The organism is Paenibacillus sp. FSL E2-0178, from assembly GCF_038593005.1.
GTDB classification, from domain to species: Bacteria; Bacillota; Bacilli; order Paenibacillales; family Paenibacillaceae; genus Paenibacillus_AQ; species Paenibacillus_AQ phytohabitans.
Genome location: NZ_CP151953.1, coordinates 4,022,166 through 4,037,084 on the forward strand (window position 1 = coordinate 4,022,166; position 14,919 = coordinate 4,037,084).

Here is a 14,919-nt window from a genome sequence, read left to right on the forward strand (position 1 = left end):
AAAAGAAGGAGTTTCCATAACAGTGTAAAGAGGAAAAAAGCATCAAAAACCGAGGAATACCTGCTTTTAAATCTATTAAAGCACACTTTTCTCGCGATATCATCAATTTTCTTTTGAAAGCGCTTGATATGAAGCGTTTTCATTGAATATAGTTTCATTTTTTCTTGATTAAGGAAATTATCGCAGTGCAAACACTCTCTCTTAAGGAGTTTTATAACTTTAACACACCCTTAACATTTGTAGTGAGCTATGGATGAAAAAATACTTTATAAACACTAATGTTTGTTTAATGTTGCATTATTGTTCCAGATACGGTTTAATAATAAGTATCTCAACGGATATATAACCTATAAGCCACATCGGAAATAAGGGGTTTTGACGTCAAGACCGCCAAAATTCTTTATCTATACAAATTCTAATATACTCAGGAGGGATTTTTCCATGGCATTTCAATTACCGGCACTTCCTTATCCAAACAACGCTCTTGAACCACACATCGACGCTTTGACGATGGAGATTCATCACGACAGGCACCATAACACTTATGTGACGAACCTGAACGCCGCACTGGAAAAAGCACCTGAACTGCAAGACAAGAGCATCGATGAGCTGCTGACTGACCTGAACGCTGTACCTGAAGCTATCCGCACTGCTGTCCGCAACAACGGCGGCGGACATGCCAACCACACCTTGTTCTGGGAAGTTATCGGACCGAACGGCGGAGGCGCTCCAACTGGCGCTCTGGCTGCTGCAATTGACAGCGAACTGGGCGGATTCGACAAATTCAAGGAAGACTTCGCTACTGCAGCTACTACACGCTTCGGCAGCGGCTGGGCCTGGCTCGTCGTGAAAGACGGCAAGCTTGCTGTGACCAGCACTCCTAACCAGGACAACCCGGTCAGCGAAGGCGCAACTCCAATCCTCGGCCTCGATGTATGGGAGCATGCTTACTACCTGAACTACCAGAACAAACGTCCTGACTACATCAAGGCGTTCTGGAACGTAGTGAACTGGGAAGAAGTCGGCAAACGTTACGAAAGCGCAAAATAAAGAACTGCGGCGTGTAAGCCGCAGCATCACGGTATAAGAAAAACCGGGAGCACCCTTGTGGGTGGCTCCCGTTTTTTTGTGCTGGGGATACGGAGGAACAGGCAGCGGCGGGACACATTCCTGCGAATGCAGGTACATGTCTTCGTGCGATGCGCTCTCCCTTCGGGTACATGCTGATAAGCGGAAATTACCTTTAATTTCCTCATACCGCCCACTTTCGGCGGAATTAGAGGGATTTTTCCCTTTAATTTCCTCATACCGCCCACTTTTGGTGGAATTAGAGGGATTTTTCCCTTTGATTTCACCATATCGCCCACTTTTGGTGGAATTAGAGGGATTTTTCCCTTTAATTTCCCTATATCGCCCACTTTCGGCGGAATTAGAGGGGTTTTTCCCTTTAATTTCCTCATAACCCCCACTTTTGGTGGAATTAGAGGGATTTTTCCCTTTAATTTCCTCATACTGCCCACTTTCGGCGGAATTAGAGGGATTTCCCCCTTTAATTTCCTCATACCGCCCACTTCCGGCGGAATTAGAGGGATTTTTCCCTTTAATTTCCCTATACCGCCCACTTTCAGCGGAATTAGAGGGATTGCACATTTAATTATACGATGTCGGCCGCGCAGAACAGGCTAAGTGGATAAATGGCAGCTAATTTATCTGATTTCAACTTCGAGGACGAATTCCGAATAATTAGAGAAAATCAAATGCTATTTCTCCACTTGTTCTCCGGGAAGACGCAAGGAATGGAGCTTCCGGGTTATACCCGTTCGCAACAACTGGCCTGGCCAAACAGTCCGCCCGCCTTAACCTCAGAAGCGGAGTTGTCCAGACCAACGTTTGCCGGTACTCCCGGTTATAGCTAGCAAGACTGCATAGCCGAGCCGGATTACACGGCGCCCCCCTCCTGCTCATCGAAATAAGCGTTGAGCAGCTTGAGGAACACATTGGGAAAGGCGTAATTCGCCATGTCGCTGCGATTGATCCAGCGTACTGCGCCTGCATCCTCCGCTGTTCCGCTTCCGTCCGCGAAGCGCTCGACGGGCCCGCTGCCATCCGCGAATAGATCGGCAGGTACGGACGCGGTGAGCCCGGCGTTGTACATGCCTTGGCTGGTGGCGGAGCGATCACCGGCACCAGCCGCACTGGCGGCGGCATAGTCTGCAGCGGCAGCCGGTTCAGCCGGGCCGGGAGCTGAGGCGCTGCCCGGATCAGCCAGGCCGGCGGTAGCCCCGGGTGCTGCGCCGGTGGCTGCAGCATCAGCGCTGGCAGCGCCGTTCCCGGCCGCTGCGGCGTACAAGGCCCGCCCTTCCGCAGCCAGCGGCAGGGCCGGGGCCTCTTCTTCCCTGCAGCGGTACACCTGCAGGGTCCAGACAATATGGCTGAATGTATGCTCCGCAGCCATCCAGTGTCCTTCAGGCCGGGCGAAGATCCCGGCCTGAAGCATGGACCGGCGCAGCCGGTCCTGCGCTGCCGTCTCCGGCAGCAGCGCAGCGGAAGCGCCGCCCTCCGCAGGCGGCGCCGGCCAGTGCGGCAGCTCCCACATGCGGGCCAGGAGCCCGCTGGATGGCCGCTGCCGGATGAGTACCCGACCCGCGTGCCCGCCGCGGCCCTCTATCAGGGCTGCCAGCCGCTCTTCCGGGCGCGGTGGCTTGGCCTTGGTCTTGACGGGCAGCGAGGTCTCGCAGCCCGCGAGGCGCGCTGAGCAGTGCTCCATCACCGGGCACGGCAGACAGCGCGGTGATTTCGGCGTGCAGATCAGCGCGCCAAGCTCCATCAGCGCCTGATTGAAGTGCGAGGCTTCCCCTTCGGGAATCAGCTCTGCCGCCAGGCGCTCCATTTTGACGCGGGTGGGGCCTTTGGCGATATCATCCTCAATCAGGAAGTATCGGGACAGCACCCGCATGACATTACCATCCACAGCGGGCTCCGGCCGGTTGAAGGCAATGCTGAGAATAGCTCCGGCCGTATAAGGTCCTACTCCCTTAAGCCCGAATACGGCATCGCGGTCATTGGGAACCTGCCCGCCATACTCTTCCTTCACCTGCTTCGCGGCATGCTGCAGATTCCGGGCGCGTGAATAGTAGCCAAGCCCCTCCCAGCACTTCAGAACATCCTCCTCCGGGGCATCGGCCAGTGACTCCACCGTAGGGAACCGCTCAATGAACCGGTTGAAATAAGGAATGACCGTATCGACTCTTGTCTGCTGAAGCATAATCTCCGAAATCCAGATGTAATAAGGATTGCGGTGACGCCGCCACGGCAGATCCCGCTTCTGCCCATGGTACCACTCCAGCAAATTACGGCTGAAATAGGACTTGGCCTCCTGCTGCTCGTCCTGCTGCTCGTCCTGCTGCTCGTCCTGCTGCTCATTTGTAGTCATCATTAATCTCCTTGCTTCTATATTGAATGTATCTATATTCCGCGATAAGCAGCTCGTCCTCTTATTGCGTAAAGTTTACCCGTATAAATACCGCTCTGCGAAGCCGCAGGCAGGATCCGGCACTCCGCAGCAGCTTAGTTTACCTGCTCCACTACGGCAAAAGCTGAAGCCAGATCCCCGCTGTGTGTAATGGCCAGATGGATGAGATGGCGGCCGCCCGGCAGAAGCAGCCGGTCCCAGGCCGCCTCCGACAGTGAAACGACCGGTTTGCCCAGGCTGTCCGGCAGAATTTCTATATCCTGAAATCCCACCTTCGCGCCGATTCCGCAGCCCAGCGCCTTCACTACTGCCTCCTTGGCGGCAAACCGCCCCGCAGCGAATTCCGCTGCCTTCCCCTTCCGCCCTGCGGCCAGCTCAAGCTCACGCTCTGTAAGAATGCGCTGCAGAAATCCGGTTGCTTGTCCGCTTGCCAGCAGAGCCGTAATCCGGCGGATTTCCAGCACATCATTTCCGATTCCATAAATCACTGTATCCACTCCTTAGCTGGACAGGCAATATGCAATTACTGTAAAAAACCGCCCTATCCTTACCTGCTTTAATAATGGTATGATCTTCATAACATTATTCATAAACATTATCAATAATACAACCTTCAAATCCGTTTCAGATTATATAGAGAGGGGATTTACCCGATGACCCGTAATTTCCAATTGCCCGCAGGAGAAGATGCTGTACTCCGCTGCTCGCATTTCCCCGCCCGGGATAAGGCTAAGAGCCTGATTGTTATCGCCCACGGTTACAAGGGGTTTAAGGATTGGGGGATGTTTCCTTATGCTGCGGCAGCCCTCAGCCAGGAGCATGAGGTCATAACCTTCAACTTCTCACATGCCGGAATCGGCGAAGATCTGCAGAATTTCACGGAGCTTGAGAAGTTCGCCCGCAATACCTATACCCGTGAGATCAAGGATATGGAGATCCTGCTCTCTTATCTCAGCCAGCACCACAAATTCGGCAGCCTGCCGTTATTCCTGCTGGGCCACAGCCGTGGCGGCGGAGGCAGCCTGCTGTACGCGCTGGACCATCCGGGAGAGATCACCGGAGTGATCTCCTGGAACGGCATTACCGACCTCGACCTGTTCACGGAGGAACAGAAGATTGAGATGAGGCGCAGCGGCCGGACCCATGTGCTTAATGGCCGGACCGGCCAGCAAATGCCGCTGGATGCCGTGTTGCTGGAGGACCTGGAACAGCATGCCGTTCGCTACAACCTGCTGGAACGGATGACAACAGCCAGCTTCCCGGCGGTTCTTATTCAGGGAAGCCAGGACAGTGAACGGCTGCGCCGGGGATCAGAGCAATTAACGGAGCTCCGCCCGGATATCCGCTGGGTGCAGATTCCCGGCGGCAATCACACCTTCGGTACCGTGCACCCGTTCGAAGGAGCTACCCCGCAGCTGGAGGAGGCAATATCCGCCTCCCTGGAGTTTATTAACCAGATCCTGGCCGGCTAAGCTTACAAGTTGGGCAGCGCCTCTCCAGCTAATACTTATGAAAGCCAGAACCGCCGGGAATTCTGCGAAATGACTGCAGCTTCTCCGGCGGTTCTTTTATACTTCTGACTGCTTATATTCCAGGGATTGCATCCCGTTTATGCCCCGTTCTGCGGTAGTAGGCTTCAAGCTTCCCGGCGACCTCGGGAGACACCGCTTTGCCCTCCAGATAGTCACTGTTGTCATCATAGGTGATCCCCAGCTCGGTTTCATCCGTCTGGCCCGGCCAGAGGCCGGCTGTCGGTGCTTTGGTTACGATATCGGCCGGTACTCCAATCGCCGCAGCCAATTGCCGCACCTGCCGTTTATTCAGTGAAGACAGCGGTGTAATATCAACTGCACCATCGCCCCATTTGGTATAGAACCCGGTGATGGCTTCAGAGGCATGGTCTGTTCCTACCACCAGCAGATTGTTCTCGAAGGCTAGTGCATACTGCATAACCATCCGCGTTCTCGCCTTCACATTCCCTTTGCCCTGATGGGTGATGTGGCGGTGCTGTCCCAGCGCCTTCAGGCTATGCTCTACCTCCAGCGCGATCTCGTTTACAGCTTCTTCAATATTCGTCTCCACCGTATGCGTCAGCTCAAACGCCTTGGCTACCGCGTAACTGTGCTCAATATCCTCCTGCTCGCCGTAAGGCTGGAATACACCGAGTGTAATATACTCTTTGCCTTCCTCTGCCGTCAGCTCGTCCGTAGCCTGTTTGCATAGACCCGCAGCCACTGCACTATCAACGCCTCCGCTGATAGCAATCAGCAGCCCCCTGGCACCCGCCTGCAGCGCATATGCTTTCAGGAAATCCACACGTTTGCGCACTTCCGCTCCGGTATCAATCACCGGCTTGACTCCCAGGGCTTTAATAATCTCTTCCTGCATTCCCAATTCACACACCCCTTTTCTTATAACTTGATCTGTCCGATGGGACTCAGGTGCCTATATGTTCAGAAAAAATCCCGCATGAGCCTAGCCTCCGGCTGATGCGGGAATATCCCTTACAGAAAATGAGCTTATTGGCACAGACGATTGAAAACTTCCTTCAGCTCAGCCGCAATTTCAGCAGCCGAACGGTCTTCAACGCCGTGACGTTCGATGAAATGAACAAGCTCGCCGTCCTTCATCAAGGCAATGGATGGTGAAGATGGCGGGTACGGAGCAAAATACTCACGCGCCTTGGCTGTAGCTTCCTTCTCCTGGCCGGCAAATACCGTGAACAGGTGATCGGGGAGAATTTCGTTCTGCAGCGCCTGGGCTACACCTGGACGGCATTGGCCGGCGGCACAACCACAAACGGAGTTAACAACCACAAGCGAAGTTCCCTTAACGGCTGGAAGAGTTGCTTCAACTTCATCCGGAGTCAGCAGCTCCTGAAATCCGATACTCGTCAGATCATCGCGCATAGGCTGAATGGAATCCTTCATATATTGATTAAAAGACATGGACATTTCTCTGCACTCTCCTTTACCCTTAGAATAGTTGTCAGAACCCGGATAACGTCGCCGCGTTACTGCACTACTTGCTAACTTTATTATACATACATACTCTGTGAAAGCAAGAGAAGCAACCTGCCTACAAGCCGTTATACAGCAGCGCTAAAGCGCATAGTTAGAGCCTTGAATCCCTAAGAATAGACTTCCACCTCAGCGGGTTCCTCCTTGGGCTCAAAGGGGATCGTAACGATGACCGAGGTGCCTTTGCCCACTTCGGATTCCACATGAATGGTTCCGTTGTGACGCTCGGCGATACTCAGGCAAAGCGACAGTCCAAGTCCTGTACCCTGGCTTTTGGTTGTGAAGAACGGGGCAAACAATTGCTTCAGCTGGCTCTGCGGGATGCCGCTTCCCGTATCTGTGATGATCAGCTGAGCAGTATCTTCATGCTCACAGGTTTCCAGCGTCAACACCCCTTTGGCCTCCATTGCCTCCATTCCGTTGCGGGCCAGATTGAGTATCAGCTGCTTGATCTCCCTGACGTTCAGCCGCAGCAGCGGCAGAGACGGGCTAAGCTTCAATTCAACGCTCTGTCCGCGAAGATTGGCATCCGCCCAGATCAGGGGGGTAAGCTCCTCCATAATGAGATGCAGCTGCACCATTTCCTTGTCCGATACACGGCTCTGGGCCAGCGACAGGAAGTCATTGATGATACTGTTGGCCCGGTCCAGCTCCTCCATTACAATATGGTAATAGGAATGCAGGTCCTCCGGACTCTTTTCCCGCATCAGCTGCAGGAATCCGCGCACTACCGCCATCGGGTTGCGGATCTCATGGGTAATTCCGGCCGCCATCTGCCCGACCAGCGTCAGGCGTTCAACATTATCAAGCTCGCTGCGGATTTTCTCCTCTTCCGTAAGATCCTGTATAATCATGACAAGGCCGCCCGCAATACCGGACTCATGCTGTAACGGCGCCGTGAAGATATGATAGGTCATGGAATCATACTTGATCTTGGTATTGGCACGCTGCCTGTTCAGCAGGATTCCCCGTAAGTGTTCATAGGTTTCCTGATCCATGCTGTGGCCGAAGACCCGGTCAGCCGGCTGGGATAATATAATCTCTCTGGTCAGATGGGGGCAATGACGCTGAATCAGGCTGAGCATGTATTCATTCAGCTCCGTCACATATCCGTTGTCATCAAACGACATAATATTCAGCGGCACCACATTAGTAATCTGCTGGAGCTTCTCCGATTCCCACTGGAATCTCTCGGAGATACCTTTCATCCGTTCCTTGACCTGCAGCTTGTCCCAGGCCGTTTCAATATATACAATAAACAGTCCGCCCAAAATAACAGCCGTTAATAAATACACCCCTACCAGAATCGCATCCGTGGGGGGTGTGTTGAAGATGCTTTGTCCCTGCATCTTAGGTACAATTACAATAAACAGCATACTGGGAAACAGAGTACCCCATAGCATGCCGACTTTTTGGATTAAAGAGGCACTCTTGAAGGGCTTGGCCATACCAAACAACAGCGGATACAGCAGTACCCCCGAATTTAATATGAGATGATCAAATCCTGAAGGAACCGAGAATAGTACAGTGCAAAAGATGAAATACATTGCCAGGTAAGCCCCTGAACGAAAAGTCCCGTACAAGATCCCTATATACGCCGGAAGGATAGCCAGATTCAGATACACTACTCCGAACATTGTAGTCGACAAGGCCATACACAATGTAACCCCGAGTGCACAGCATATTATCAGAAAAGTCTGGTCATCCGGAAATCTGCGGTTTCTGCGTGTGAAATGGCCCTGGTCCAACCGCCACTGAAACAGAAACAGGAAGGTGCACGCAGCCGATATTTGCAATAAAATATCCTTAACCGCATGAATAATTGCAATCACTCCCCAATTTGGACAAAATACCCTTTCCCCTTAGATTAAAGCACAACCGCGCACTCCTGACAACGATAATCACATCAAGCCTCTCCGGGTCTGGCTACACTCCGGCCGGAATGGTATGATGCCGTTAGCAGAGTGCTGCAACATGTAAAGGAGCAGAGTTATGAGTAACTATGATGTAATTGTCATCGGAGGCGGCCCGTCCGGATTAATGGCCTGCGTAGCGGCAGCCGGACACGGGGCGGCTGTATTATTAATTGATAAAGGTGCCAAGCTTGGCCGGAAACTGGGTATCTCAGGCGGCGGACGCTGCAATGTTACCAATATCAAGGAAACTGCGGAGCTGATCGCCCATATTCCGGGCAACGGCCGTTTTTTATACAGCTCGTTCGATCATTTCAATAACCGGGATATTATTGAGTTCTTCGAAGCCCTCGGTATCGCCCTGAAGGAAGAGGACAACGGTCGGATGTTCCCTGTATCGGACAAGGCTGCAAGTGTTGTCTCCGCGCTGGTTGGCAAAGTGCGCAGTCTTGGCGTACAGATTATGACAGACAGTCCGGTGCGCGAGGTTATCTATGAGAACGGTGTGGCCACGGGCGTACGTCTGGAATCGGGAAAAGCCTTCAGCGCCGGGGCCGTTATTATCGCTACCGGCGGCAAATCCGTGCCGCAGACCGGCTCTACCGGTGACGGCTATCCATGGGCCGCTGCTGCCGGACATACCATTACGGAGCTGTTCCCGACAGAGGTGCCGATCCTTTCAAGGGAGGAATGGATTAAATCTGGTGAGCTGCAGGGCTTATCCCTGCGTGACGTGAGTCTTTCGGTCTGGAATCCCAAGGGCAAGAAGGTGATCTCCCACCGCGGAGATATGATCTTCACTCATTTCGGGTTGTCCGGCCCGATCGCCCTGCGCTGCAGCCAGTTCCTGCGCCAGGTTCAGAAGAAATCAGGTACAGATACCGTAGAGTTGTCTATCGACCTCTTCCCCGACCTGACTCTGCAAGAGGCAGAGAACCTGCTGCAGAATAAGCTGGAGCTGGAGCCCAAGAAGGCCATCCGCAATTCGCTGAAGGGCCTGCTGCCTGAGCGCCTGATTCCGCTGCTGCTGGCCAAAAGCGGACTGGACGGTGAGCTTACAGGTCATCACCTGCCGCGGACCGGTCTTCAGGCACTGGCTGCCCTGCTGAAACGGATGCCGGTACTGGTCTACGGAACGCGTTCCCTGGCAGAAGCTTTTGTGACTGGCGGAGGGGTGAATCTGAAGGAGATTGATCCGAGAACAATGGAATCGAAACTTACGCAGGGGCTGTATTTCTGCGGCGAGATTCTGGATATTCACGGATATACCGGAGGTTATAATATTACGGCCGCTTTCTCGACCGGATACACAGCCGGCAAACATGCGGCCGCACAGCCGCGCGGATAAGCAGCTGCTGCGGCTCCCGGGCTCATTCCTGTAATTAAATAAGCCTTCCTCCAGGTTGCGGAGGAAGGCTTATTGTATGTTATCTGGCAAACCGCATGACACTGAATATACGGCCGATCCAGATGGCTGCCGCAGCGCCTACCGGTATAAAGAGCAGGAGCCCCCACCAGCCATACACGGGGATGCAGACAACGGCTGCACTGAGGACCGCAAACGGCATTAATAGAATCGGCATGACCTTGGAACCGGCATCCGCCTTCTGCGCTTTGGTGAACGGCAGAATACCGATATAGTCATCGCCGGAGAACAGCAGCCAGAAGGAAGACAGCCAATATGCCATCAGTGCTGTCAGGATGGCAAACAGCAGCCACTTCAGAACGGCCGGCACAATAAATATGGCCACAAGCGCCACGCCGGTAAACGACAAATACAGCTTGAAGTGGGCCGGATTACGCAGCATCGCTTTGACTGCTGCCGCCGAGAAGCGGCTCTCCGGTTCCTTCGAGGCCAGCAGCGGCTGCGATTTGCGGAAGATCCACGGTTTATACCGTGTAGGCCGCGGCTTATCCAGTACACCGCGCAGCAGAATGGCCGCAATCTTCATCCGCTGCTTGTAGTCTTCGCGCACATCGTTCATGAAGGTGCCGCGCAGCCGCAGGCGGGTCCTGAACACTATGGCTGCCATCACGGCGAATCCGCCAGCTGCAATGAACAGCAGGACGGGGCTGTCCTTCCAGAGGATTGCCAGACGCAGATAGACACCGCAGGGCACGGTGACAGCCGGAATCAGCCACAGCCAGCGGCGGAAGCCCTGCCGCTGCACCTTAACGAAATGGCCCAGCAGCTTAACGGACCAGCTGCAGGTTATCGTCAGCGCGAGCAGCCCGTAGGCCCCTGCCGCACTGACTCCGAAGCCCCTGATCAGAAACGGCAGCAGAATGGCAACGGCCGCCGCCATCTTCAGCGTGGTTACCGCAAGGCTGTAGACCATTCCCCGCAGGATAATGGTGCTGATCCAGTTCTGCCGCTGTCTAAGAAACAGCGAGTCACCTTCCTGCAGCAGCAATACGATTCCTCCGGTAGCCAGCAGAATGGCCAGCAGCGCAGGTACGACCATATAGGGAACGGAGCTGATCCACGCCGGCATCTCCCCGTTCCAGTACCCATAGTAGAAGCGTCCGCCAAGCAAGCCTCCCGGGATAATAATATACAGCAGGACGGTCCAGTCCACAGCTGTACGGATAATAGTAGACTGCTCACGGAAGTGGGAAGCCAGCCGGCGCCGGAAAAGAGCAGCAGCTGTAGGAAACGCAAATGAATTCCTGCTCATGTTAATTCGTCGAAGCAATCAAACAACGACCCCTCCGGCAGCCCTGCATCCCCGCGTATACCTTCCAGCGTGCCCTCGGCAGCAATTCTGCCGCCGGAGATCAGTATGAAGCTGTCACAGATTTTCTCCGCTGTATCCAGAACATGCGTAGACATCAATACCCCGGCTCCACGTTCGCGCTCCGCCTCAAGCAGGCGCAGGAAATCCTTGGTTGCCCGGGGATCAAGCCCGATGAACGGCTCGTCCACGATATAGACATCGGGCTGGACCAGAAAGCCCAGCATCAGCATCATCTTCTGCTTCATGCCTTTGGAGAAGCCGGCAGGCAGATCATTGCGCACATTTTCCATACCAAACTGGGTCAGGAGCTTCTCCGCTGTGGACTCGAAGGTTTCATAGCTTAGTCCGTAGGCTGCGGCCGCGAGATCGAGATGCTCCCACAGCGTCAGATCTTCGTAGAATACCGGCTGCTCCGGCACATAGGCATAGGACTTGTTCTCGCCGCCCAGCTTCACCTTAGCCTTGGCATGCTTCAGCAGGCCGAGCAGGGTCTTGATCGTAGTGCTTTTGCCGGCCCCGTTGGGTCCGATTAATCCAAGCAGCTCGCCCTTACGCACCTGAAAGGAAATCCCTGAAATCCGTATATCTCCGGCTTCATAACCGGCTTCCTCAATAACAACATCAAGCACGATATCCTCATCGTCTTCACGCTCTTCGTAATAGTTCGTAATCTGGTCCATACTCTCCATCTCCTAGGCAATCGTTCATAGTAATGCGATCATAACACCATAGACAGGTCTATGCTGCAAAAAATTTCACCACCGCTATCCGTCAGCGGCCTGGTCTCTGTATCCCATTATACGAATTACCGGGGACAGACCTCAAACCCGCGCCGGATACCGCTATTCCCACCCCTGCGCTACAGCTTAGGTACGGATCATCATGTGAAAATCGTGTGAAATCCGCAGCAGCTATGCACCATCAAAAAATTGTTTGATTTTTAATAATTAAAAGTGTGCTTATTGTGACAAATGACATGTTCTTCATTCTTTGTTTGAAGTAATGTAAAGCTAGATCAAGAAAAGCAGTATTCCAAACCGTGCGGGGAAGCCTGTACGATTAACAATAGAGGTGGAGAAGCATGATACAATCTTATGAACGCGATACTCAATTGACACTGCATTTGTACCGGGTTTTTGCCAAGTCCTTCAAGAGCATTAACGAACACGCCGTTACCGGCAGCAAGATTGAAGGTTTCAATCCTACAGCCTTCGCCGTTATGGAGGTCCTCTATTATAAGGGGGCACAGCCTATCCAGCAGATCGGTGCCAAGCTGCTGCTGCAGAGCGGCAATGTTACTTACGTAATCGACAAACTGGAAGAACGCGGCTACCTGCAGCGCAAGCCCTGCCCGAGCGACCGGCGTGTGATTTTTGCCGAGTTGACTGTAGAAGGCGAACGCCTGATGAACGAAATGTACCCGAAGTATTCGGAACGCCTGCATCTGGCTTTCAGCGGACTGAGCGATGAAGAAAAGGAACAAATGATTATTCTTCTGAAGAAGATGGGCCTGCAGGCTGAGAAGCTCTCCCCGCTTCCACGCAAATAAGCGCAGTTGAGGCAGATGCAGTTGTGAATCTATTCACTAACCTGCATAATAGTAATGATAACAAAGCGGCAGCGCAATCCTGATGGATGCGCTGCCGCTTTGTTATGAATAAGCAGGCTTGAAGATTATGGCTTGGACGCGGTACTTCCCTCTTGAATGGTTGGCAGCCCTTTATTAAGCCCCGCAGAAATAACCAGGGAGGCCACAGCAAAGACCGCCATCACAATGAAGAGCGAGTGCAGGCCGCTCTCCAGCGCGCCGTGCAGACTGCCCCAGGCCTCAGCGGACAGGGTACTCCCGCTATGCGGGTTAAGCAGCTGATTGATATCAGCCCCTGTAGCAGCAGTCCCAGGCTGTTCCGCCAGCTTCCTGTCGATATTGTAGTTCAGCCAAGACCCGAAGATCGCCACCCCCACCGTCTGCCCGAGTGAACGGGTGAAGGTATTCAGGGCCGTTGACGCACCGCGCTGCTCATGCTGTACAGAGGATTGCGCGATAATCGTGAAGACTGTAGAAGCATAACCAAAACCTACGCCGCAGAACAGCATCAGAATCAATAGCAGCAGCTGGGACGAATCCCCGTTCATCAGAGTCAGCCCTACCGCTGCGACAACAATCAGCGACAGCCCCAGCATCCCTGTACGGCGGGTACCCGCGCGCAGAATCATTCTTCCGCCAGCGATGGAGCCGAGCATCCAGCCCACCGACATCGGGGCGAGCAGCAGGCCCGAGAGGGCCGCGCTTTTGCCGAAGACGCCCTGCACCCACAGCGGCACGTACGTAGACAGCCCGATAATCAAGGTGCTGACCAGCAGGTTAGCTCCTGTAGAGACAGCGATATTGCGGATAGAGAACAGCTCCAGCGGCAGCATTGGCTCGGGAGCACGGCGCTCCACGAACAGGAACACGGCCAGCAGCACAGCAGCCCCCCCTAAGATAGCCAGCAGCAGCGGAGAGTTCCATGCCAGACTCTGCCCGCCCGCCGTAAGACCAAAGAGCAGCGCTCCCATTCCTGCCGCGAACAGCAGCACTCCGGCCACATCGATTCTCGTCTTGCGCCGGACCTTCTCTTCCTTCAGATACCGCGAGATGAATATAATAGATAGCAGCCCAAAAGGCAGATTAAAGACAAACACCCAGCGCCAGCTCAAATAATCAACCACATACCCGCCAAGCAGCGGTCCTACGAGAGAGGAAATCCCCCATACCGAGCTGAGCAGGCCCTGAGTCTTCGCCCGTTCCTTAATGCTGTAGATATCCCCGATAATCGTAAAAGTCATAGGAATGAGCGCACCCGCACCGATCCCCTGTATCCCCCGGAAAATAATCAGCTGCTGCATGCTCTGCGAAATCCCGCATAACAGCGAGCCTGCCAGAAAGACCACGGCCCCGCCAATGAAAACAGGCTTGCGGCCAATCAGATCACTTAACTTGCCAAAAATAGGCGTCGTAACCGCCATAGCCAGCAGATAAGCGGTAAATATCCAGCTGAGCCACTGCATGCCCTGAAAATCGCCGACAATGGCCGGTCCCGCCGGTCCTGTGACCGTCCCTTCGCTTGCTGCCAGAAAAGTGGCCAGCAGTACTCCAATTAAAATTAACTTGCGTTCAGTTTCACCAGGTGACTTCAATCAATCCAAATCCTCTCTCTATGTTCTCAGCCCCGCACTTTCTCTCCTTGCAGCAAGGAATACATCCGTACATCCTGATAGCCGGAAGCCGTATGCCGGTACTGCCGCAGCAGTCCTTCCTGCCGGAAGCCGAGCCTTGTAATCAGCTGCTCCGCCCGGATATTGTCAGGATGACATAAGGCTTCAATCCGGTTCAGCCCCATGCTGCCGAAGCCGAATTCCAGCATAAGCTCCAGCGCTTCCCGCATATACCCCTGACCCATGGCGGCAGGTGACAGCTCGAAACCGAGCTCCCCCCGGTAAGCCCCCTCAAGCTGCCAGTGATTATAGCCGCAGCTTCCGATAACCTCCCCTTCCGGCCCCAGAATACTCCAGCGTATGCTTTCTTCTTCCCGGGCCATCTGTGCCAGCAGAGCAATCAGTGCTCCCGCTTCTTCTGCAGAGGACAAGAAAGGGGCATCCAGCCAGGGCGCAACCTGAGGATGGCACCAGATTCCGAACAGCGCTCCTGCATCTCCGGCAGCCATAGCCCGGAGCCGCACTCTCCGGCCGGTTAATTCCGGAATTACTCCGCCGCATATATACATCTTCCCGTC

The 14,919-nt window shown here is 54.0% G+C and carries 14 protein-coding genes; 4 read left to right on the forward strand and 10 right to left on the reverse strand.

What is annotated here, in order from left to right:
• The first annotated feature begins 441 nt into the window (after positions 1-441).
• Positions 442-1,050, forward strand: coding sequence for a superoxide dismutase (locus MHI42_RS17400; protein WP_039308673.1), 609 nt, complete (start codon positions 442-444; stop codon positions 1,048-1,050).
• Between the two features lie 26 nt (positions 1,051-1,076).
• Here the strand turns inward: MHI42_RS17400 and MHI42_RS17405 are convergent, their stop codons facing one another.
• The 3 genes from MHI42_RS17405 to acpS all read right to left on the reverse strand — a co-directional run bounded on the left by MHI42_RS17405 (position 1,077) and on the right by acpS (position 3,960).
• A complete protein-coding gene (locus MHI42_RS17405) occupies positions 1,077-1,562 on the reverse strand; it encodes a hypothetical protein (RefSeq protein ID WP_342424588.1) in 486 nt (161 codons plus the stop codon).
• Positions 1,563-1,939: 377 nt separating this feature from the next.
• Positions 1,940-3,433, reverse strand: coding sequence for an A/G-specific adenine glycosylase (mutY, locus tag MHI42_RS17410; protein WP_342424761.1), 1,494 nt, complete (start codon positions 3,431-3,433; stop codon positions 1,940-1,942).
• Positions 3,434-3,567: 134 nt separating this feature from the next.
• Complete coding sequence (gene acpS / locus MHI42_RS17415) at positions 3,568-3,960, reverse strand: holo-ACP synthase (RefSeq protein WP_342424589.1); 393 nt, start codon at positions 3,958-3,960, stop codon at positions 3,568-3,570.
• Positions 3,961-4,125: 165 nt separating this feature from the next.
• Between acpS and MHI42_RS17420 the strand changes: the two genes are divergently transcribed.
• Entirely contained in the window at positions 4,126-4,944 is an 819-nt protein-coding gene (locus MHI42_RS17420) for an alpha/beta fold hydrolase (protein WP_336101139.1), read from the forward strand.
• 112 nt (positions 4,945-5,056) lie between these two features.
• Here MHI42_RS17420 and nadE read toward each other — a convergent pair whose 3' ends face one another.
• The 3 genes from nadE to MHI42_RS17435 all read right to left on the reverse strand — a co-directional run bounded on the left by nadE (position 5,057) and on the right by MHI42_RS17435 (position 7,868).
• Positions 5,057-5,866 (reverse strand): ammonia-dependent NAD(+) synthetase, encoded by an 810-nt coding sequence (gene nadE, locus MHI42_RS17425; protein WP_039309932.1) that lies wholly within the window; start codon positions 5,864-5,866, stop codon positions 5,057-5,059.
• Positions 5,867-5,991: 125 nt separating this feature from the next.
• Positions 5,992-6,426 (reverse strand): BrxA/BrxB family bacilliredoxin, encoded by a 435-nt coding sequence (locus MHI42_RS17430; RefSeq protein ID WP_039309930.1) that lies wholly within the window; start codon positions 6,424-6,426, stop codon positions 5,992-5,994.
• Between the two features lie 176 nt (positions 6,427-6,602).
• Positions 6,603-7,868 carry an ATP-binding protein gene (locus MHI42_RS17435; protein ID WP_342424590.1) on the reverse strand — a complete coding sequence of 422 codons (1,266 nt, stop codon included), beginning with the start codon at positions 7,866-7,868 and terminating at the stop codon, positions 6,603-6,605.
• Positions 7,869-8,484: 616 nt separating this feature from the next.
• Between MHI42_RS17435 and MHI42_RS17440 the strand changes: the two genes are divergently transcribed.
• Entirely contained in the window at positions 8,485-9,753 is a 1,269-nt protein-coding gene (locus MHI42_RS17440; protein ID WP_342424591.1) for an NAD(P)/FAD-dependent oxidoreductase, read from the forward strand.
• Positions 9,754-9,832: 79 nt separating this feature from the next.
• On the opposite strand, the gene MHI42_RS17445 is transcribed toward MHI42_RS17440, so the two are convergent.
• A complete protein-coding gene (locus tag MHI42_RS17445; protein WP_342424592.1) occupies positions 9,833-11,083 on the reverse strand; it encodes an ABC transporter permease in 1,251 nt (416 codons plus the stop codon).
• Positions 11,080-11,823: an ABC transporter ATP-binding protein gene (locus MHI42_RS17450; protein ID WP_340990444.1), complete on the reverse strand. Its 744-nt coding sequence runs from the start codon at positions 11,821-11,823 to the stop codon at positions 11,080-11,082. The genes MHI42_RS17445 and MHI42_RS17450 overlap by 4 nt, the downstream gene beginning before the upstream one ends.
• Before the next feature lie 401 nt (positions 11,824-12,224).
• Here MHI42_RS17450 and MHI42_RS17455 point away from each other — a divergent pair, with 401 nt between their 5' ends.
• Positions 12,225-12,692 (forward strand): MarR family transcriptional regulator, encoded by a 468-nt coding sequence (locus MHI42_RS17455; RefSeq protein ID WP_039309924.1) that lies wholly within the window; start codon positions 12,225-12,227, stop codon positions 12,690-12,692.
• A 125-nt stretch (positions 12,693-12,817) separates the two neighbouring features.
• Here the strand turns inward: MHI42_RS17455 and MHI42_RS17460 are convergent, their stop codons facing one another.
• On the reverse strand, positions 12,818-14,323 hold the full coding sequence (locus MHI42_RS17460; RefSeq protein ID WP_342424593.1) for an MFS transporter: 1,506 nt from the start codon (positions 14,321-14,323) through the stop codon (positions 12,818-12,820).
• A gap of 26 nt (positions 14,324-14,349) precedes the next feature.
• A complete protein-coding gene (locus tag MHI42_RS17465) occupies positions 14,350-14,910 on the reverse strand; it encodes a GNAT family protein (RefSeq protein WP_342424594.1) in 561 nt (186 codons plus the stop codon).
• Positions 14,911-14,919 lie beyond the last annotated feature (9 nt).